The following is an 18,642-nucleotide window of genomic DNA, read 5'->3' as shown; positions in this document are numbered from 1 at the left end:
AGATCAGGTGCTGGTCAGCTCAAGTGCCGGGCACCCCGGGTCCGGGTACCCCGGTTTGCAGCGCCAGCGCATGCAGCACGCCGCCCATCTGGCCGCGCAAGGACTGATAGACGATCTGATGCTGCTGGACGCGGGACTTGCCGCGGAAGGATTCCGAGATCACGGTCGCGGCATAGTGGTCGCCATCGCCGGCGAGGTCACGGATGGTCACCTCGGCATCGGGGATCGCTGCCTTGATCATCGCCTCGATATCGTGGGCGTCCATTGGCATTCGGGTCTCGCTCCTTCTCTCTCAGCTTTCGAATCAGTCTCGGCCTGGAATCGCTGCCGGGGTCCCCGGACCGGCGGCCAAACTTAGCGTGAACGGTCTTCTAGGTCACGCACCGACCCACTATATTCCCGCTTCCAGCAGGATAAAGGCACGACAAAGTGCCGCGCACGGCAGATTGATCGAAAAGGCGTGAATCATGAAGCTTCCCGGCCCGGACCATCCCATCACCATCACCCAAAACCCCCGGCGCGTCCGCGTGACGGCCGGCGATATCGTGATCGCGGATAGCGCCAAGGCGCTGACGCTGAAGGAGGCCAAATATCCGGCGGTGCAATATGTACCGCGGGAAGACGCCAACATGGCGCTGCTGGAGCGCACCGACCGCACCACCCACTGCCCCTACAAGGGCGAGGCGAGCTATTACAGCATCAAGGCCGGCGGCAACACGCTCGAGAACGCGATCTGGACCTACGAGACGCCCTTCCCCGCGATGACCGAGATTTCCGGCCATCTCGCCTTCTATCCGGACAAGGTGAAAATCGAGGAAGTTGGGTAAAGCCGGCGCTGTATGCCACCGTCATGGCCGGGCTCGTCCCGGCCATCCACGTTCTTGACCGCTGCCGATACGAAGACGTAGATGCCCGGGCCTTCGCCTCGCCGAAGCGGCTTCGGCCGCGCAGGCGGGACGAGCCCGGGCATGACGATTGAGTACGTGGCAACGTGGGAAGCTACGCCCTGAAGACTGTGAGCCCCAGGATCAGCAGCACCAGGAAGATCACGACGAAGACGTAGAACAGGAAGCGGGCGACATCGGCGGATGCGGCCGAGATGCCGGTGAAGCCGAGCACGCCGGCCACGATCGAGATCAAGAGGAAAATCAGCGCCCATTTCAGGATCGTCATCGCTATCTCCTTGACCGTGGCTACGCAGTCCGCACCCGTTTTCGTGGACGCTAACTTCGGCAGGCGGAACTGGTTCCTAACGGTGCGCTGCGGAGTGGCACGGCCGAAACCGGCCTTGCTGAATCGGGTTCCCGGTTGCAGAGTCCGGGCGAGACAAGAGCGCGACTGGGGCGACCATGATCACGATGTCACATTCTGCCGCGGTCGGTGCGGAGGTTCACGCTGGCGCCACGAGCAAGGCGCGCAACCTCTCGCTCGACCGCGCCCGCACCTTCCTGACGCTGGTGGTGCTGCTGCATCACGCCGTCATTCCCTATACCTATTTCGGCCATACCGACCCGACCTCCTGGATCGGGTTCGACATCGTCGTGCTCGCCACCGACAGCTTCTTCATGGCGATGTTCTTCTTCCTGTCGGGCCTGTTCACGTGGTCCGGCATCGCGCGCAAGGCGCCATCGGTCTTCCTGCGCGACCGCCTGCTGCGGCTGGGACTGCCGTTCGCGATCGCGGCTTTCACCGTCATTCCGCTCGCTTATTACGCGATCGCGCTGCGGGAAAATCCTGAGCTGACCTTCGCGGCGTTCTGGTGGAAGACCGTCACCGTCGGCCCGTGGCCGAGCGGCCCAATCTGGTTCGTGTGGGTGCTGTTGGCATTCGACCTCACCGCGAGCCTGCTCTACCGGGTTTCGGCGCATCTGGTCGATCCGGGCAATCGCGTCTCGCTCGCAGGCTTTGAGCGCCCGGCCCTGTTCTGGCTGATGCTCGCGGTCGTGACCGTCAGCGTCTACGTGCCGGTGCTGATGTATTTCGGCGCCAACAAATGGTTCGAGTTCGGGCCCTTCTCGGTGCAGGCAAGCCGCATTCTGCTCTACTTCGCCTATTTCTTCATTGGCGTCAGCGTCGGTGCGGCGAATTTCGATCGTGGCATCCTTAGCGCCGACGGCCAGCTCCCGAAGAGCCGCTGGCTGTGGGTGATCGCGACCCTGGTCCCCTACTGCCTGATGTGGGGCATGATCTACATCAAGCGCGAGATCCTCGGAAATCCCGACGTGCTGCCGCACTGGTACCAGGCGATCTATGGCACGTGTCTGGCGCTGTTCTCGGCCGCGATCCTGCTCGCGATCCTCGCCTTCTTCCTGCACCAGAAGTCGCCGGCGCCGAACCTGCTCGATCGCATGCAGGCGGATGCCTATGGCATGTTCCTGGTGCACTACCCGATCGCACTGTGGCTTCAATACGCGCTGTTCGATTACGCACTGCCCGCGATCGTGAAGGCCGCGATCGTCTTCGTGCTCACGGTGATCCTGAGCTGGGGCCTGACAGCGGCGCTGCGAAAGATTCCGGGCGCCTCGCACGTGTTGTAGACGTGACCCGTAGCCCGGATGGAGTTTGAGGCAGCCCCTCAGGCCGCCTTCCCGCTCATATATTCCGGCAGCCAGCGCTCGAACGAGGCGCGCAGCGTGTCGATCGCAACCGGTGCTTCGCCGGCGATCGCAATCGCCTCGCCGCCGGTGGTGCCGATCCGCACGCAGGGCACCTCGCAGCCGCGCATCTTGGCCAACACACGGCCGGCTTCTGCTTCCGGCACGGTGACGAGATAGCGCGCCTGGTCTTCGCCGAACCAATAGGCCTGCGACACGAGCGCGCTTGGCGCGGCGAGCAGCTTCGCGCCGATCCCGCTGGCCATCGCCATCTCGGCGAGTGCGACCAGCAGGCCCCCATCCGAGAGATCATGGGCGGCGGTGGCGGTGCCGGCATGGATCATGCCACGCACGCAATCGCCGTTGCGCTTCTCGGCGGCGAGGTCGACCGGCGGCGGCGCGCCCTCTTCGCGACCGCAGATGTCGCGGAGATAAACCGACTGGCCGAGCCAGCCGTGGGTCTCACCGATCAGCAGGATCGCGTCACCCTCCGCCTTGAAGGCGAGCGAAGCGGATTTGGTGAAGTCGTCGAGCAGACCGACACCGCCGATCGAAGGCGTCGGCAGGATCGCGCGGCCATTGGTTTCGTTGTAGAGCGAGACGTTGCCGGAAACGACCGGGAAGTCGAGCGCGCGGCAGGCGTCCGAAATGCCCTTCAGGCAGCCGACGAACTGGCCCATGATCTCGGGCCGCTCCGGATTGCCGAAGTTGAGATTGTCGGTGATCGCGAGCGGCTTGCCGCCAACGGCGGTGATGTTGCGCCAGGCTTCCGCCACCGCCTGCATGCCGCCCTGGTAGGGATCGGCTTCGCAGTAGCGCGGCGTGACGTCGACGGTCAGCGCCAGGCCCTTCGGTCCATCCTGAACGCGCACGACTGCGGCATCGCCGCCGGGGCGCTGCATGGTGTTGCCGAGGATGACGTGGTCGTACTGCTCCCAGACCCAGCGCTTGCTGCACATGTCCGGCGTGCCGATCAGCTTTTCCAGCGCGGCACCGACACCCATTGGCGCGGGCACCTCGCGGGCGTGCACGACCGGCAGCGCGGCGGAGGCGACATGCGGGCGGTCATAGAGCGGCGCCTCGTCGCCGAGTTCTTTGATCGGCAGGTCGGCCATGACGTCGCCGCCATGCTTGACCACGAAGCGCTTGCTCGGCGTGGTGTAGCCGACCACGGCGAAATCGAGCCCCCACTTCTTGAAGATCGCCTCGGCTTCCTTCTCCTTCTCGGGCTTGAGCACCATGAGCATGCGCTCCTGGCTCTCCGAGAGCATCATCTCGTAGGCGCTCATGCCGGTCTCCCGGGTCGGCACCGCGTCGAGATCGAGATCGACGCCGAGATCGCCCTTGGCACCCATCTCGACCGCCGAGCAGGTCAGGCCCGCCGCGCCCATGTCCTGGATCGCGATCACGCAATCGGCTTCCATGATCTCGAGGCAGGCCTCGAGCAGCAGCTTCTCGGCGAAGGGGTCACCGACCTGCACGGTCGGGCGCTTCTCCTCGGACTTGTCATCGAACTCGGCCGAGGCCATCGAGGCACCGTGGATGCCGTCGCGCCCTGTCTTGGAGCCGAGATACACGATCGGCATGTTCACGCCGGAGGCGGCCGCATAGAAGATCTTGTCGGTCTCGGCGAGGCCGACCGCCATGGCGTTGACGAGGATGTTGCCGTCATAGCGGGTGTGGAAGCGCACCTGGCCGCCGACCGTCGGCACGCCGAAGGAATTGCCGTAGCCCCCGACACCGGCAACCACGCCGGAGACCAGATGCCGGGTCCTGGCGTGCTCGGGCGCGCCAAAGCTCAGCGCATTGAGGCAGGCGATCGGGCGCGCGCCCATGGTGAAGACGTCGCGCAGGATACCGCCCACGCCGGTGGTCGCGCCCTGATAGGGCTCGATGTAGCTCGGATGGTTGTGGCTCTCCATCTTGAAGACCACGGCCTGGCCGTCGCCGATGTCGATCACGCCGGCGTTCTCGCCGGGGCCCTGAATCACCCAGGGCGCCTTGGTCGGGAGGCCCTTCAGATGGAGGCGCGAGGATTTGTACGAGCAGTGCTCGTTCCACATCGCCGAGAAGATGCCGAGCTCGGTGAAGGTCGGCTGCCGTCCGATCAGCTTCAGGATGCGCTCATACTCGTCCGGCTTGAGCCCGTGGGCGGCAATGAGCTCGGGGGTGATCTTGGGTTCGTTCTTCATGGATTCGGGGCTTTCGGCAGCAGTTGGCCGTTCTTAAGAACATCAGGGGACTTGGAAAAGCCCTTTATGGCGCATTTTCCCGCTGTCCCACGTTTTGCGGCCGGGGGTCGCGGGAACAGGAATTGCACGGCGCGGACAGATCGGATTTAAGGGCTAGAGACCCGCAATTGAAGGCCCATTTCCTTGCACGAATTGACCAAAGCGCCCCCGCCCCGCCGCCCCGACCTCCACATCGCCACCGAGGGCGAATTTGCGGGCTGGCGGACCTGGATTCGCGACAGTTTCGAGAGCCATATCGGCCCGTTCTGGCACAAGATCGAGCAGGACGGCAGCGTCCGCTCAGCCTTCCGGGTCGAGAAAAAGCACCTCAACGGCTCCGGGAACGTTCATGGCGGATGCTTCATGGCATTCGCCGACTATTGCCTGTTCGCGATCGCCACCCACGAACTCGATGGGCCAGCGGTGACCACCAATTTCGCTTGCGACTTCCTCGATGCGGCGCGCGAAGGCGAGTTGATCGAATGCGTCGGCGAGGTCTCCCGCGCCGGCGGCTCGCTGATTTTCCTGCGCGGCAAGCTGACGTCCGGCGGACGGCCACTGTTCACCTTTTCCGGGACGATCAAGCGGGTGAAGCGGAAGGCGCAACCTCAGCCCAACGCATAGCTCGCCGCCTTCCCTTTTGGCGCCCCCTCGCCCAGACTTGATCCGAGCGCTGTCGCGCTGGGAGCAAGATCAAGGTGCCGCAGAGCACATCGAGGGTGGGGCGAACGGCAGCATCCGAAGCATCGCCGTCACCGTCCGTGAGCGCCATCGGCGCGCGCAACTGGCGTGACTACGCGCTGCTGTTCGCGCTCGCGTGTTGCTGGAGCTCGACCTATCCACTGGCCAAGCTCGCGCTGGACACGATCCCGCCGATCACCTTCATCTCGGTGCGCTCGCTGATCGCGGCCGCCTTCCTGTTCGCGATCCTGTGGATGCGTGGCGTCAGGATCCCCACCGACGCCAAAGCCTGGAAGTTGTTCGCGGTCCAGCAGCTGATCAACTCGACCTTCCCGTTCCTAATCATCACCTGGTCGCAGCTCTATGTGCCGGCCTCGAACACGGCGGTGCTGGCCTCGACGACGCCGATTTTTGCCTTCCTGATCACGTCGCTGATCACCCGCCACGAGCCGGCGACGCTGTTGAAGCTGGCGGGCGCGATCCTCGGCCTCGCCGGCACAATCGTCATCGTCGGCCTCGATGCGCTGCGCGGTCTCAGTAGCGAGATCGTGGCCGAGATCGCGATCCTGCTTGCCACGATCTCGTTTGCCTGCGCGACCATCTTCGGCCTGCGGCTGTCCGATTACGATCCGATGGTGGTGGCGGCCGGTTCGCTGCTGTTCGGCGGCCTCGTGCTGCTGCCGCCCTCGCTGATCATCGATCAGCCCTGGACGCTGCATCCGACCCCGACGGCGATCGTCGCCACCATCGTCATGGGGATCGTCTCCAGTGCACTCGGGCTGATGCTGTTCTACATGTGCCTTGGACGGCTCGGCACGCTGACGACGAACGCGCAAGGGTACTTGCGCATTCCGATCGGCGTGGGGCTATCTGTGCTGCTGCTCGGCGAGAGCGTGCCGGCGAACCTCGTGCTGGGAGTGCTGCTGGTCATGGCGGGCGTTGCCGCTATGACGGTGCCGGTGGAGCGGATGAAACTGCGCTAGAACCAAGGACGCGCTTCAGCACGAATGAAATCACGCCGCCTTGTTCAGGTGCTGGACCAGGCCGGCGAACAGGCCGCGGCCGTCGGTGCAGCCCATGATGTCTTCGACGTGATTTTCGGGATGCGGCATCATACCGAGCACGTTGCCCTTGTCGTTGACGAGACCGGCGATGGAATGCGCCGCGCCGTTGATGTTGTGGCTCTCGTCGACGACGCCGTCGGCCGAGCAGTAGCGATAGAGCACCCGCCCCTCGCCTTCGAGCCGCTTGATGGTCTCTTCATCCGCCTCGTAATTGCCCTCGCCGTGCGCGACCGGCACACGGATCACCTGCCCCGCATTGTAGCCGCGGGTGAACGGCGTGTCGGAGCGTTCGACGCGCAGATGCACGTCGCGGCAGACGAATTTCAGCTGCGCGTTGCGCATCAGCACGCCCGGCAGCAGGCCGGATTCGCACAGGATCTGAAAACCGTTGCAGACGCCGAGCACGAGGCCGCCCTCGGCCGCATAGTCGCGCACCGCATCCATCACCGGCGCGCGCGCCGCAATCGCGCCACAGCGAAGGTAGTCACCGTAGGAGAAGCCACCGGGCACGACCACGAGGTCGGTGCCATCAGGCAACGACGTCTCGGCGTGCCACACCATCGCCGGCTCGTTGCCCGAGATCAGCCTCAGCGCGCGCGCCATGTCGCGCTCGCGATTGATTCCGGGAAACACGAGGATGGCGGCTTTCATGATCGAGGTTCCGAAGGGGTGACTGGAATCGGGTTGGCCAGCGGGCCAAATCGCCAGCAGACATAACCATTTGACGGAGATTTTACCAGTGCTAGCCTTGCCGGACGGCTTTGTGCACAGGCCATAGCCGCGGCATTTTTGCCGAACGATTTGCCCGGGATTGAAGCCATGAACGTCCCGACGCTGCCCACGCCCCAGTCCGAACCCGTATCCGCCGAGGGTGTCGTCGCCGCCGGCGCCTATGTCGACGGCCGGCGCGTCGCCAATATCGCCATCAGCGAGGCCTCAAGCTGGCGGGCGAAACCCGGCCATGTGGTCTGGATCGGGCTGCATGAGCCCGACATGGCGCTGCTCGGCGCGGTGCAGAAGCAGTTCGATCTGCACGAACTCGCCATCGAGGACGCCAACCACGCCCATCAGCGGCCCAAGATCGAGCAATATGGCGAGGCCCTGTTCATCGTGGCGCGCACGGCGCAACTGATCGAGGGGCGGATCGCGTTCGGCGAGACCCACATCTTCATCGGCGACGGCTATCTCGTGACGGTCCGGCACGGCGCCTCGACCTCCTACACGGCGGTGCGCGAGCGCTGCGAGAGCTGCCCGCGCGCGCTCGCGCGCGGCGAGGACTACATCCTCTATGCGATCCTCGATTTCATCGTCGACAACTACTCCCCCGTGCTCGAGAGCATTCACGAGGAAATCGAGGAGATCGAGGACTACGTGCTCTCGAACGCGATCACCAAGGCGCAGATCGAACGTCTCTACATGCTGCGCCGCGACCTCTTGCGCCTGCGCAACGCCATCGGTCCGCTGGTCGAGGTCTGCCGCCGCCTGGAGCATGACGAGCTGTCAATGGTGCGCCCGGCCATGCAGACCCTGTTCCGCGACGTCACCGATCACGTCCGCAACATCCAGGAGCGCATCGATTCCATGCGCGAGGTGCTGGCCTTCGCATTCGAGGCAAGCCTCCTCGTCGGCCAGGCCCAGGAGACCGCGGTCTCGAAAAAGCTCGCTTCGTGGCTCGCGATCCTCGCAGTCCCGACCGCCGTCGCCGGCATCTACGGGATGAACTTCAAGTACATCCCGGAGCTGCAGCTCGAATACGGCTACTTCATCGTGATGGGATTGATGGCGCTGACCTGCATAGGACTGTACTGGCGCTTCCGCCGCGTCGGGTGGCTGTGAAGGCGGCCGAATTTACTGGACAGACGCATCGTTGAGTTCAAGCCGGCGGTCGATCCGGTCAAGCCGGCCCTCATGCCTGACCAGCGTGGCATGAACCCCCGCAATTTCCTGAAAGACGCTGGTGATCTCCTGGCGAGCCGCATTTTGCGATGTTCGCAACGCCAGCATTTCCTGCTTCATCTCGTCGATCTTGCCATCGACCTGCGCAAGCCGCGCCTGGATCGATTTCAACACCTCGAACATCAGCTCTGCCGTCACCTCGGGCATTGGCCGTCCCTTAAGCCTTCACCTCGATCGCATAATTCTCGATCACGGTATTCGCCAGCAGCTTGTCGGCGGCATCCTTCAGCGCGGCTTCGGCCTTGGCCTTGTCCGCGCCGGCGAGCTCGATGTCGAACACCTTGCCCTGCCGGACGCTGGCAACGCCGTCGACGCCGAGCGACTTCAGCGCGCCTTCGATGGCCTTGCCTTGCGGATCAAGAATACCCGTTTTCAACGTAACGGTGACACGTGCCTTCACGTCGAAATCCCCTTTAGCTCTTGACCAGCACCGGGCCGGAGCCCGCCGGACGCTCGTTCTCCATGAGGATACCGAGCCGCTTGGCAACTTCGGTATAGGCCTCCAGCAGCCCGCCCAGATCCCTGCGGAAACGGTCCTTGTCGAGCTTCTCGTTCGACTTGATGTCCCACAGACGGCAGCTATCCGGCGAGATCTCGTCGGCGACGATGATCCGCATCATCTCGTTCTCGAACAGCCGTCCACATTCCATCTTGAAGTCGACGAGGCGGATGCCGATGCCGAGGAAGAGGCCGGTGAGGAAGTCGTTGACGCGGATGGCGAGCGCCATGATGTCGTCGATCTCCTGAGGCGTCGCCCAGCCGAACGCGGTGATGTGCTCTTCCGACACCATGGGGTCGTTGAGCTGGTCGTTCTTGTAGTAGAATTCGATGATCGAACGCGGCAGCTGCGTGCCTTCCTCGATGCCGAGGCGCTGCGACAGCGAGCCGGCCGCGACATTCCGCACCACGACCTCGAGCGGCACGATCTCGACCTCGCGAATCAGCTGCTCGCGCATGTTGAGGCGGCGGATGAAGTGGGTCGGCACCCCGATGTCGTTGAGGTGCTGAAACAGGTACTCCGAGATCCGGTTGTTGAGGACACCCTTGCCCTCGATCACCTGATGCTTTTTCGCATTGAACGCGGTGGCGTCATCCTTGAAGTGCTGGATCAGGGTACCCGGCTCCGGACCTTCGTAAAGAACCTTTGCCTTGCCTTCATAAATGCGACGCCGACGGCTCATGGGGATGTACCGTGTTTTGTTGAAATCCATGTATCTGGTGTGCTCCGGTTGACGAGAACTACGACCCACAGCGGAGCTGCCGTGAACAGCTGGGAACCCATCTGCAACCCTTGGAAACAGAACAGGAACCAAGCCTTAGGCAACCTATCCGATTGGCTGTCCCAGCACAATCGATCCGGCCCATCCGACGCTGAATTATACCGCCTTGCCTGCGGCTTAACGGCTCGTTGTTTTGCCGATTCGTGCCCCCTATCTAGGCATGTGTCGGGGCCGTCGCAACGAGGGCCGCCGGCTCCGGTCAGCACGAATGGAAAAGCCATGACCACGTTCGACGAGCGCGAAGAAGGCTTTGAGAAGAAGTTCGCCCTCGACGAGGAGCAGAAATTCAGGGCGGAAGCCCGCCGCAACCGGCTGCTGGGCCTGTGGGCGGCGGAAAAGCTCGGAATCACCGGCGACGCCGCGGCAGCCTACGCCAGGGAGGTGGTCGCCGCCGAGTTCGAGGAGGCCGGTGGCGTACCGGGCAAGATCACGGCCGATTTCGCCGCCAAAAGCGTGGCCGTCACCGAGCAGGCGATTCGCGCCAAAATGAACGAGCTCGCGGCTGTGGCGGCCGCCGAGGTGAAGGCGGGGAAGTAAGGTGAAAGTGGCATCCGCACGCACTGTCATTCCGGGGCGGTCCGTAGGACCGAACCCGGAATCTCGAGATTCCGGATCGCCGCTATCGCGGCGTCCGGAATGACGGAGGGATCGATCACTCCTCCTTGAAGCCGTACTCCGGCACGTTGCCGCTGGCGCCGTAATATTTGTAGGGCAGGAATTTGCCGCTCATGGTGATCTTGACGCGGTCGCCCTTTGGGTTCGGCAAGCGCTCCATCACCATGTCGAAGTCGATCGCCGACATGATGCCGTCGCCATACTCCTCCTCGATCAGCGCCTTCCACGCCGGGCCGTTAACCATGACCAGTTCGTAGAAGCGATAGATCAGGGGATCGGTCGGCGGCATCGGCATGCCGCGCATCGGGGTTTCGTTCAGCATGGACGTCTCGGCCTTCGACAGGCCGAACAGCTCGGCGGCATTGGCGGCCTGCGGCTTGGTCAATTTCATCTGGCCGAGGATGGCGCCAACAATCAGCACCTCCGAATAGCCGCCGATCTGCTCGCAGATGTGTTTCCAACTCCAGCCCTTCTCGCGCTTGATGTCGAGCAGCTTTTCGGTGAGGTCTTCGCGTTTCATGTCAGGCTCTCCCTTTCTTGAGCAGTCAGTCCGGGACCAGTCCCGGGTATCCGTGTCTGTCGTGGCTCATCGCTGGCGGCGAGCGTCAATCCGGGCTTGCCGATCTGCACCACGGGCACATTGCGCGGATCGTGATCGGGCGTCTCGGCGGTGAATGTCTTGCTGCGCGTCACTAGGAAATCCACGATGTGGTTGCGCAACGCGTAGTACAGCGGGTGCCGGTGCAGGTCGGTCCGGCCGCGATCCTTCGGCAGCGGATTTTCGACCACTTCCGCGAGCACTGCGCCCGGACCGTTGGTCATGAGAAAGATCTTGTCGGCGAGGTAAATCGCCTCGTCCACGTCATGCGTGATCATGAACGCGGTCTGCCCGGTCTCCAGACAGATCCGCCGCACCTCGTCCTGCAGCGTGCCGCGCGTCAGCGCGTCGAGCGCGGAGAACGGTTCGTCCATCAGCATGATCTTGGGCGTGATCGAGAGCGCGCGCGCAATGCCGACGCGTTGCTTCATGCCGCCGGACAGCTCCGACGGACGCTTGTGCTCCGAACCTGTCAGCCCGACGAGATCGATGAAGCTCTGCGCATGCGCCTTCACCCTGGCACGGTCCCAGCTGCGCCATTTCGAGGTCACGGCATAGGCGACGTTGCCGAGCACGGTGCGCCACGGCAACAGCGCATGGCTCTGGAAGATCACCGCACGATCGAGGCTGGTGCCCGAAATCGCCTGCCCGTCGACGATCACGGCGCCCTCGCTCGGCGCGTCGAGGCCGGCGAGGATGTTGAGCACGGTGGTCTTGCCGCAACCGGAATGGCCGATCACGCAAGCGAACTCGCCGCGCGGCATCGACAGCCACAGATTCTCGAACACGGCCGTCGCGCCGCCGCCCGCGCCGGGATAGCGCTTGGCGATGCCTTCGATGGAGATGAATTTATTGGTCACCATCCTACTCCGGAAACGTGACCATGCGCGTGAAGCGCGCGAGGATCTGGTCGAGCAGCATGCCGACGATCCCGATCAGCAGGATCGCGATGATCACGTTGGTGATCGAGAGGTTGTTCCACTCGTTCCAGACGAAGTAGCCAATCCCGGTGCCGCCGACGAGCATCTCGGCGGCGACGATCACCAGCCAGGCGATGCCGATCGAGATGCGCATGCCGGTCAAGATCGTCGGCGCCGCTGCCGGCAGGATCACGGTAAAGGCGCGCCTGAGCGTGCCGACCTCAAGCGTGCGCGCGACGTTGATCCATTCCTTGCGAACGCTGGCGACGCCAAACACGGTGTTGAGCAGCATCGGCCAGATCGAGCAGATGAAGATGACGAAGATCGCCGAGATCGAGGAATCCTTGATGGTGTAGAGCGCGAGCGGCATCCAGGCCAGCGGCGAGATCGGCTTCAGCACCTGGATGAAGGGATCGAGCGCCTTGCTCAAAAGCGGCGACATGCCGATCAGGAAGCCGAGCGGGATCGCGACCAGCACGGCCAGGAGATAGCCGATGCCGACGCGCGCGATGGAATAGCCGAGCTGGATGCCGAGCCCCTTGTCGTTCGGCCCGTTGTCGTAGAACGGCCGCCTCAGATGCTCCCAGAGCTTTGCGCCGACGTCGAGCGGGCCGGGCATCGCGGATTTGCCCTGCGTCGCGGTCAGGCCCATCAGCTTGGCGTATTCCGGGCTCATCGTGGCCACAGTGCTGGTCGAGCGCGTGGCAAGGTGCCAGATGCCGAGGAATGCGGCGAGCAGCACGATGGAGACAAGGCCGGCGCGGAGGCGGAGGGAGGCCGTCATTGCGCAAGACCTCTCCACACGTCGTCCCGGCGAAGGCCGGGACCCATAACCACCGCTCTGGCTAGTTGCACACGATGTCTGCCCGCGTGCCTTATCGAAAGTGCGCGGCGTATGGGTCCCGGCCTTCGCCGGGACGACAGCGGAGAAGCAGCGCGGCCCCTCACGACGCCTTCCTGATCTTGAAGCCCGCCAAATAATCCTCCGGCTTGGCCGGATCGAAATTCTTCCCCATCACCGCGAACGATTTGTAGGCGGTGGTGGGCGGCGTCAGGCCCATCTCGGTCATCAGCTTCCTTGTGTCGGTCGCCAGATACACCTGCTCGGCCACCGCCTTGTAATCGACATCGCCCTTGATCTGGCCCCAGCGCTTCATCTGCGTCAGCATCCACACCGCGAACGACTGCCAGGGAAACGGGTCGAAATCGACGCGCTTGGCGTCGGTCTTCACACCGCCGAGGCCGTCGGCATAGGTGCCGGTCAAGACCTGCTCCAGCACCGTCACCGGCGCGTTGATGTAGTTGGCCGGCGCGATCGCCTCCGCGATCTGCTTGCGGTTCTCGGCCTTTGACGCATACGCCGTCGCATCGACGATGGCGCGCGTCAGCGCGGCAAAACTGTTCGGCGCCGTCGTGATGAATTCCCGGCTGGCCGCAAAACTACAGCAGGGATGACCGTCCCAGATCTCCTTCGACAGCAGGTGCATGAAGCCGACGCCGTCATAGATCGCGCGCTGGCAGATATTGTCGGGTGCGAGGAAGCCGTCGATGTTGTCGGCGCGCAAATTCGCGACCATCTCCGGCGGCGGCACCGAGCGCAACTGCACGTCGGTATCGGGATCGATTCCGTGCTCGGCAAGATAATACCGCAGCAGGTAATTGTGCATGGAGTAGTCGAAGGGAATCGCAAACTTCATCCCCTTCCAGTCTTTCGGATCGCGCTTGTCCTTGTGCTTGGTCGCCAGCACGATGCCCTGCCCGTTGATGTTCTCGATCGCGGGCACCGCAAAGGGAATGGCGTGGGCGCCGAGGCCAAGCGAGATCGCAAGCGGCATCGGCGCCAGCATGTGGGCCGCGTCGTATTCCTTGTTGATGGTCTTGTCGCGGATCACCGCCCAGCCGGCGGTCTTGACCACGTCGACGTTGAGACCGTGCTTGGCATAGAACCCCAACGGCGCCGCCATGATGATCGGTGTCGCGCAGGTGATCGGGATGAAGCCGACCTTGAGGTCCTTTTTCTCGAGCGTACCGGTATCAGCAAACACCTCGGTCGCCGTCTTGATCGGGAAGAACTGCGACAACGCAGCAAGCGCGGTGGACGCACCGACTGATTTCAGGAACGCACGTCGCGCGACGTCCTGCGGAAACATCGCGCGCATGACGGCGGAGGCCACGACGCCTTCGTAGCGCTGCTCCTCGCTCTCCGCCGGATCGCAGCGGAACGCCGTAGCCGCCTGCTCATGCTCCGCTGCGGAACGATGCTCGCCGCACACACAGCCGGCGCGAAGGTTGCGATCGGGATCAAACGGATTGTCGAATGTGGACATCGAACCTCCTGCGCGTCGTTGCAGGAGCAATTACGCAAGGAGCATGCCACGGCCTTTGGTCGAGCCAGAGCCTTGATGACGCAGCGATTTCACTCACGCTTGGTCACTACGAGAACTCGTGCTATACGAAAAATCGTAATCGAACTACGAGATCTCGCAATGGCAACGGCGCCAATGTCCGCCCCCGACGAAGCCGTCCAGGCCAGCGATCTGCGCGTTGCGGCATTCGAATCCGCCGTCGAGGCAATGCTGCTGGTTGACCCCTATGGCGACCAGATCATCGACGCCAATCCAGCCGCCTGCACCCTGCTCGGCTACGACCGCGCGCTGTTGCGGCAGACCAGGGCCAGCACCCTTCATACCGGCGAGCTCCCGGCACTGACCGTGTTCACCCAGGCGGTGCTGCACAAGGGCGCCTACTGGACCACGGCGCTGACGCCGCGTCACGCGACCGGCCAGAGTCTCCGGCTCGAATATGCCGGCTGCCTCGTGCCGCATGACGGCCGCATGCTGCTGCTGCTCATCCTCACCGATCTCGAAGCGCGGCGCCGGCGCAACGTCGATGCCGCCGCCGAGGACCACATGCGCGGCGGGATTGCCACATGGCAACGTGTCGAACGGGTGTTTCAAGACATCGAGCGCGAGAACCAGCTGATCCTGCGCGCCGCCGGCGAAGGCATCTATGGCGTCAACGCCGAGGGCAAGACCACCTTCGTCAACCCGGCGGCCGAGCGGATGCTGGGCTGGACCGCCGAAGAGCTGGTCGGCAAGGAAATCCACCCGATCGTGCACCACACCCACCACGATGGCAGCCACTATCCCGACCATGATTGCCCGATCTACGCAGCCTTCCGCGACGGCGCCGTGCATCAGGTCGACGGCGAGGTATTTTGGCGCAAGGACGGCTCGCCGGCCTGGGTCGAATACACCTCCACGCCGATCCGCGACCGCGGCGTGGTGGTCGGCGCGGTCGTGGTGTTTCGCGACGTCAGCCAGCGGCGCGAGGCCGACGAGAAGCTGCACGCGGCGCTCGCCGAAGTCGATCGCCTGCGCGAGCGGCTCGAGCTCGAGAACGCCTATCTCCAGGAAGAGATCCGGATCGAGACCAATCCCCGCGGCATCATCGGCCAGAGCGCGGCGGTGCAGAAGACGCTGCGTCAGGTCAAGCTTGTGGCGCCGACCACGGCGGCGGTGATGATCACCGGCGAATCCGGCACCGGCAAGGAGCTGATCGCGCGCGCCATCCACGAAGATTCCACCCGCAGCGACCGCCCGCTGATCCGGGTCAACTGCGCGGCGATCCCGCGCGAATTGTTCGAAAGCGAATTTTTCGGCCACGTCCGCGGCGCCTTCACGGGCGCGATGCGCGATCGCATCGGCCGTTTCGAGCTCGCCGATGGCGGCACGCTGTTCCTCGACGAGGTCGGCGAGATCCCGATCGAGCTGCAAGGCAAGCTGCTGCGGGTGCTGCAGGAGGGCAACTTCGAGCGCGTCGGCCAGGAGCGCACACGCACCGTGGATGTTCGCGTGATCGCCGCGACCAACCGCAATCTCAAGCAGGAGGTGCAGCGCGGACGGTTTCGCGAGGACCTCTATTTCCGCCTCAACGTGTTTCCGATCGAGACGGTGCCCTTGCGCGAACGGCGCGAGGACATTCCGCTGCTGGCCCAGCACTTCCTGACCCGCGAGAGCAAGGCGCTGAAATCCAACCTGCGACTGTCCGAGGGCGATGCAAGGCGGCTCGCCCGATATGACTGGCCCGGCAACGTCCGCGAATTGCAGAACGTGATCGAGCGCGCCGCGATCCTGTCGCAGAACGGCCGGCTGCGCATCGATTTGCCGGATGCATCGGGCATCCAGATCGCACCCGGCACCGCGCGCCAGAAGGTCGACGCACGCCCGGCGGTGATGACCGCGTCCGAGATGCGCGACAACGAGCGCGCCAACATCCTGGCCGCACTCGATGCCTGCGCAGGGAAAGTGTTCGGCCCCGCTGGCGCAGCAGAAATGCTGGATATCAAGCCGACCACCCTGGCCTCGCGGATCAAGGCGCTGGGAATTGCGCCGCGTGCGCGTGCGGGCTTCAACGGTTAGAGCATGATGAGATTGGAAAGATGAAATGCTCTCGCACTGAGCGAGGTGCAAGTTGATGTGCCCTCGCCCCTTGTGGGAGAGGGCAGCAACGCCGGTAGACCCAGACTCACTTGGGTGAGGGGTTCTTTCCGCGCGTGGTCATCTGCATTTTGGGCCCGCGGAAACAACCCCTCATCCGGCGCTCCGCGCCACCTTCTCCCACAAGGGGAGAAGGGGACACGTGCGGGACCGGGCGCGCGCTCACGCCGCCTTGGTCGTCACCTCCGTTGCGATCGGCAGGCCCTGCTCGATCGGCAGCGAGGGATCGCGCGACCATTCGTTCCAGGAGCCGAAATACATCCGGACATCTTTCACGCCGGCGTTCTTGAGCGCCAGGAAGGTGTTGGAGGCGCGCGCTCCCTTGAAGCAGTAGAGATAGACCGGCGTGGTCGTCGAGATGCCGACGGTGGCGCATTCCGCCAGAATCTCGTCCTTGGATTTGAACCGCGGACCTTCGGCGGTCGGCTTCATCATGCGATACCATTCCAGCCACACGGCGCCAGGGATGCGGCCCTTGCGCGGGCAGAAATCCTTGCCATAGGGCGACGAGCTGTCGCCGATCCATTCGTCGACGTCGCGGACGTCGAGGATCGCGATGCCGGGCTTGCCGACGGCGCCAAGCATGGTCTTGGCATCGATCAGGATCTCGCCGGCTTCCGGCACGATCGAGAACGACGCCTTGGCCGGCGCCGGGACATCCTTCGTCACCGGGAAACCCGCGCCCGACCAGGCGTCGAAACCGCCATGCAGCACCTTCACCTTGGGATAGCCGAGCATGGTGAGGAGATAGTAGCCGCGGCAGGACTGGCCGAAGCCGGAATTCATCGACTGCTCGTAGATCACGGCTGTTTCCTTGCCGGAAAGACCGGCGCCGCCGAAAGCGTCGGCGAACTTGGTCTTCAGCTCGGCCATGCCTTCCGGCGTCGAGGTCGCCAGAAAGGTGAAGATCTCATGCACGTTGACGGCGTTGGGAAGATGCCCGGCGGCGTAGGCGTCGGGATTGCGCGTGTCGACGATGACACACGGCTCGGCTTTCAAGAGATCGGCAAGTTCGACGGCACTCATCAGAACGTCAGTCATGGCAGCCTCTCCGTTGAGGTTCGGTGGACGTGGGGGTGGACTCGTAAACGTCAGGCGTCGGCGAGCATCTTGCGCAGCTGCTTGGTGGCGGGCGTGACGATCGCGACGAAATAGGCCTCGCGCAGACGCCGCTGCACGCGGTGGCTCTTCAAGTAACCGCGCGCGCCACAATGCAGCATCGCCGCATGCGCCGCCGCGACGCTGGCTTCGCCGGCGCGAAGCCTGAGCGCGATCACCTTGCGCCAGTAGGTTTCCTCTTCGTTGTAGGGATCGCGCGCCAGCGCCATGGTCTCGCTTTCGAGCTCGGCTGCGAGATCGCGGAAATGCACCGGCTGCTGCGGCAGATAGCGGTTGATATGGCCGAGAGAGCCATCGACCTCGTCCATGATGTTGATGCAGTCCCGGATCAGGCCGAGCGCCATGCCGGCCTGAAGCAGGATGAAGCCGGCGCGGATCTCCTTGACGAAGGGCGCGGCGGGATCGGCGAGAATCAGTTCATCCGGCACGAAGACGTCGCGGAACTGCACGCCATAGGTGCCCGTGCCGTCCATGGCGAGGAATGGCTTGCATGGCGTCAGCGTGATCGCGGGATCGGAGCAGTCGGCCAAAAACATTACCTGGCCCGACTCGTCCTCGCGTTCGAAGATGGTCCCGAAATAATGGCCGGGGCCGAGATTGGAGACCCAGGGCAGCGCACCGCGCACGATGTAGCCGCCATCGACCTTGCGTCCCCTGAGCTTCAGCTTCTCAATTCCGAAAAAGCTCTTCATCGGATTTGACAACCCGGTGCCGCCGAGCACCCGGCCGGTCGAGAAGGCATCGCCGAAGCGTTTGGCGAGCTTCATGTTGGTCGAGTTGGCGACGTACCAGACCAGCGTATTCTGGCACCAGGCCATGAAGGCTGTGGCGCCGCAGACTTCGCCGATCGCGGCCATCGCCTGGATCGCGCAGCGCAAATCCGCAGGACCGTCGTGAGGCATGTGACTGCCCCAGGCGCCGACCGCGCCGAACTCGCGCAGCACGTCGGCCGGATAGACCGAGCCGTCATCGATGCCGGTGGCGAGCGGCGCGAGCCGCTCCCGCGCGATCCGCGCCACCTCGCCCGCAATGGATGGTGCGGGCTGATCTGCAGCCTCGACCCGCGATAAAGCCAGTGAACCCAT

General features: G+C 64.0%; 20 protein-coding genes. 7 read left to right on the top strand and 13 right to left on the bottom strand.

Annotation, left to right across the window (positions count from 1 at the left end):
- Positions 1 to 19: 19 nt before the first annotated feature.
- The gene (locus AC0L2O_RS18470; RefSeq protein ID WP_369722736.1) at positions 20 to 271 is read right to left on the bottom strand and encodes a BolA family protein; all 252 of its coding nucleotides are present in this window, start codon (positions 269 to 271) and stop codon (positions 20 to 22) included.
- Positions 272 to 467: 196 nt separating this feature from the next.
- On the opposite strand from AC0L2O_RS18470, the gene AC0L2O_RS18465 reads away from it, so the two are divergent.
- On the top strand, positions 468 to 827 hold the full coding sequence (locus AC0L2O_RS18465) for a DUF427 domain-containing protein (protein WP_369722735.1): 360 nt from the start codon (positions 468 to 470) through the stop codon (positions 825 to 827).
- A 172-nt stretch (positions 828 to 999) separates the two neighbouring features.
- Here the strand turns inward: AC0L2O_RS18465 and AC0L2O_RS18460 are convergent, their stop codons facing one another.
- Positions 1,000 to 1,173, bottom strand: coding sequence for a DUF1328 domain-containing protein (locus tag AC0L2O_RS18460; RefSeq protein ID WP_220002954.1), 174 nt, complete (start codon positions 1,171 to 1,173; stop codon positions 1,000 to 1,002).
- A 176-nt stretch (positions 1,174 to 1,349) separates the two neighbouring features.
- Here AC0L2O_RS18460 and AC0L2O_RS18455 point away from each other — a divergent pair, with 176 nt between their 5' ends.
- The gene (locus tag AC0L2O_RS18455) at positions 1,350 to 2,537 is read left to right on the top strand and encodes an acyltransferase family protein (protein ID WP_409188115.1); all 1,188 of its coding nucleotides are present in this window, start codon (positions 1,350 to 1,352) and stop codon (positions 2,535 to 2,537) included.
- A gap of 38 nt (positions 2,538 to 2,575) precedes the next feature.
- On the opposite strand, the gene purL is transcribed toward AC0L2O_RS18455, so the two are convergent.
- The gene (purL, locus tag AC0L2O_RS18450) at positions 2,576 to 4,786 is read right to left on the bottom strand and encodes a phosphoribosylformylglycinamidine synthase subunit PurL (RefSeq protein ID WP_473370689.1); all 2,211 of its coding nucleotides are present in this window, start codon (positions 4,784 to 4,786) and stop codon (positions 2,576 to 2,578) included.
- 183 nt (positions 4,787 to 4,969) lie between these two features.
- Here purL and AC0L2O_RS18445 point away from each other — a divergent pair, with 183 nt between their 5' ends.
- Both AC0L2O_RS18445 and AC0L2O_RS18440 read left to right on the top strand, forming a co-directional pair.
- Complete coding sequence (locus tag AC0L2O_RS18445; RefSeq protein ID WP_473370688.1) at positions 4,970 to 5,449, top strand: PaaI family thioesterase; 480 nt, start codon at positions 4,970 to 4,972, stop codon at positions 5,447 to 5,449.
- 74 nt (positions 5,450 to 5,523) lie between these two features.
- Positions 5,524 to 6,489 (top strand): DMT family transporter, encoded by a 966-nt coding sequence (locus AC0L2O_RS18440; protein WP_473370687.1) that lies wholly within the window; start codon positions 5,524 to 5,526, stop codon positions 6,487 to 6,489.
- Between the two features lie 30 nt (positions 6,490 to 6,519).
- Here AC0L2O_RS18440 and purQ read toward each other — a convergent pair whose 3' ends face one another.
- The gene (gene purQ / locus AC0L2O_RS18435; RefSeq protein ID WP_473370686.1) at positions 6,520 to 7,221 is read right to left on the bottom strand and encodes a phosphoribosylformylglycinamidine synthase subunit PurQ; all 702 of its coding nucleotides are present in this window, start codon (positions 7,219 to 7,221) and stop codon (positions 6,520 to 6,522) included.
- A gap of 168 nt (positions 7,222 to 7,389) precedes the next feature.
- On the opposite strand from purQ, the gene corA reads away from it, so the two are divergent.
- The gene (corA, locus tag AC0L2O_RS18430; RefSeq protein WP_473370685.1) at positions 7,390 to 8,406 is read left to right on the top strand and encodes a magnesium/cobalt transporter CorA; all 1,017 of its coding nucleotides are present in this window, start codon (positions 7,390 to 7,392) and stop codon (positions 8,404 to 8,406) included.
- A 12-nt stretch (positions 8,407 to 8,418) separates the two neighbouring features.
- On the opposite strand, the gene AC0L2O_RS18425 is transcribed toward corA, so the two are convergent.
- Genes AC0L2O_RS18425 through purC form a run of 3 tightly spaced genes read right to left on the bottom strand, consistent with a single transcriptional unit; the run spans position 8,419 to position 9,707 of the window.
- A complete protein-coding gene (locus tag AC0L2O_RS18425; protein WP_369722728.1) occupies positions 8,419 to 8,673 on the bottom strand; it encodes a hypothetical protein in 255 nt (84 codons plus the stop codon).
- A 10-nt stretch (positions 8,674 to 8,683) separates the two neighbouring features.
- Positions 8,684 to 8,926, bottom strand: coding sequence for a phosphoribosylformylglycinamidine synthase subunit PurS (purS, locus tag AC0L2O_RS18420; RefSeq protein WP_247439507.1), 243 nt, complete (start codon positions 8,924 to 8,926; stop codon positions 8,684 to 8,686).
- Between the two features lie 13 nt (positions 8,927 to 8,939).
- A complete protein-coding gene (gene purC, locus AC0L2O_RS18415) occupies positions 8,940 to 9,707 on the bottom strand; it encodes a phosphoribosylaminoimidazolesuccinocarboxamide synthase (protein ID WP_008974302.1) in 768 nt (255 codons plus the stop codon).
- Between the two features lie 318 nt (positions 9,708 to 10,025).
- On the opposite strand from purC, the gene AC0L2O_RS18410 reads away from it, so the two are divergent.
- A complete protein-coding gene (locus tag AC0L2O_RS18410; RefSeq protein WP_473370684.1) occupies positions 10,026 to 10,343 on the top strand; it encodes a DUF1476 domain-containing protein in 318 nt (105 codons plus the stop codon).
- 115 nt (positions 10,344 to 10,458) lie between these two features.
- Here the strand turns inward: AC0L2O_RS18410 and cynS are convergent, their stop codons facing one another.
- The 4 genes from cynS to AC0L2O_RS18390 all read right to left on the bottom strand — a co-directional run bounded on the left by cynS (position 10,459) and on the right by AC0L2O_RS18390 (position 14,266).
- Complete coding sequence (gene cynS / locus AC0L2O_RS18405) at positions 10,459 to 10,941, bottom strand: cyanase (RefSeq protein WP_409188109.1); 483 nt, start codon at positions 10,939 to 10,941, stop codon at positions 10,459 to 10,461.
- Entirely contained in the window at positions 10,938 to 11,879 is a 942-nt protein-coding gene (locus tag AC0L2O_RS18400) for an ABC transporter ATP-binding protein (RefSeq protein ID WP_473370683.1), read from the bottom strand. The genes cynS and AC0L2O_RS18400 overlap by 4 nt, the downstream gene beginning before the upstream one ends.
- Positions 11,880 to 11,883: 4 nt before the next feature.
- Entirely contained in the window at positions 11,884 to 12,723 is an 840-nt protein-coding gene (gene ntrB, locus AC0L2O_RS18395) for a nitrate ABC transporter permease (RefSeq protein WP_473370682.1), read from the bottom strand.
- Positions 12,724 to 12,883: 160 nt separating this feature from the next.
- On the bottom strand, positions 12,884 to 14,266 hold the full coding sequence (locus AC0L2O_RS18390; protein ID WP_473370681.1) for a CmpA/NrtA family ABC transporter substrate-binding protein: 1,383 nt from the start codon (positions 14,264 to 14,266) through the stop codon (positions 12,884 to 12,886).
- Between the two features lie 159 nt (positions 14,267 to 14,425).
- Between AC0L2O_RS18390 and AC0L2O_RS18385 the strand changes: the two genes are divergently transcribed.
- Positions 14,426 to 16,360, top strand: a complete 1,935-nt coding sequence (locus AC0L2O_RS18385) for a sigma 54-interacting transcriptional regulator (RefSeq protein ID WP_473370680.1) — start codon at positions 14,426 to 14,428, stop codon at positions 16,358 to 16,360.
- Between the two features lie 240 nt (positions 16,361 to 16,600).
- Here AC0L2O_RS18385 and AC0L2O_RS18380 read toward each other — a convergent pair whose 3' ends face one another.
- Both AC0L2O_RS18380 and AC0L2O_RS18375 read right to left on the bottom strand, forming a co-directional pair.
- Entirely contained in the window at positions 16,601 to 17,479 is an 879-nt protein-coding gene (locus AC0L2O_RS18380) for a sulfurtransferase (RefSeq protein ID WP_473370679.1), read from the bottom strand.
- Positions 17,480 to 17,529: 50 nt separating this feature from the next.
- Positions 17,530 to 18,642 (bottom strand): acyl-CoA dehydrogenase family protein, encoded by a 1,113-nt coding sequence (locus AC0L2O_RS18375; protein ID WP_409188105.1) that lies wholly within the window; start codon positions 18,640 to 18,642, stop codon positions 17,530 to 17,532.

It is taken from the genome of Bradyrhizobium sp. Kon10, assembly GCF_055807395.1.
This window is presented reverse-complemented; position numbering and strand designations above follow the sequence as displayed.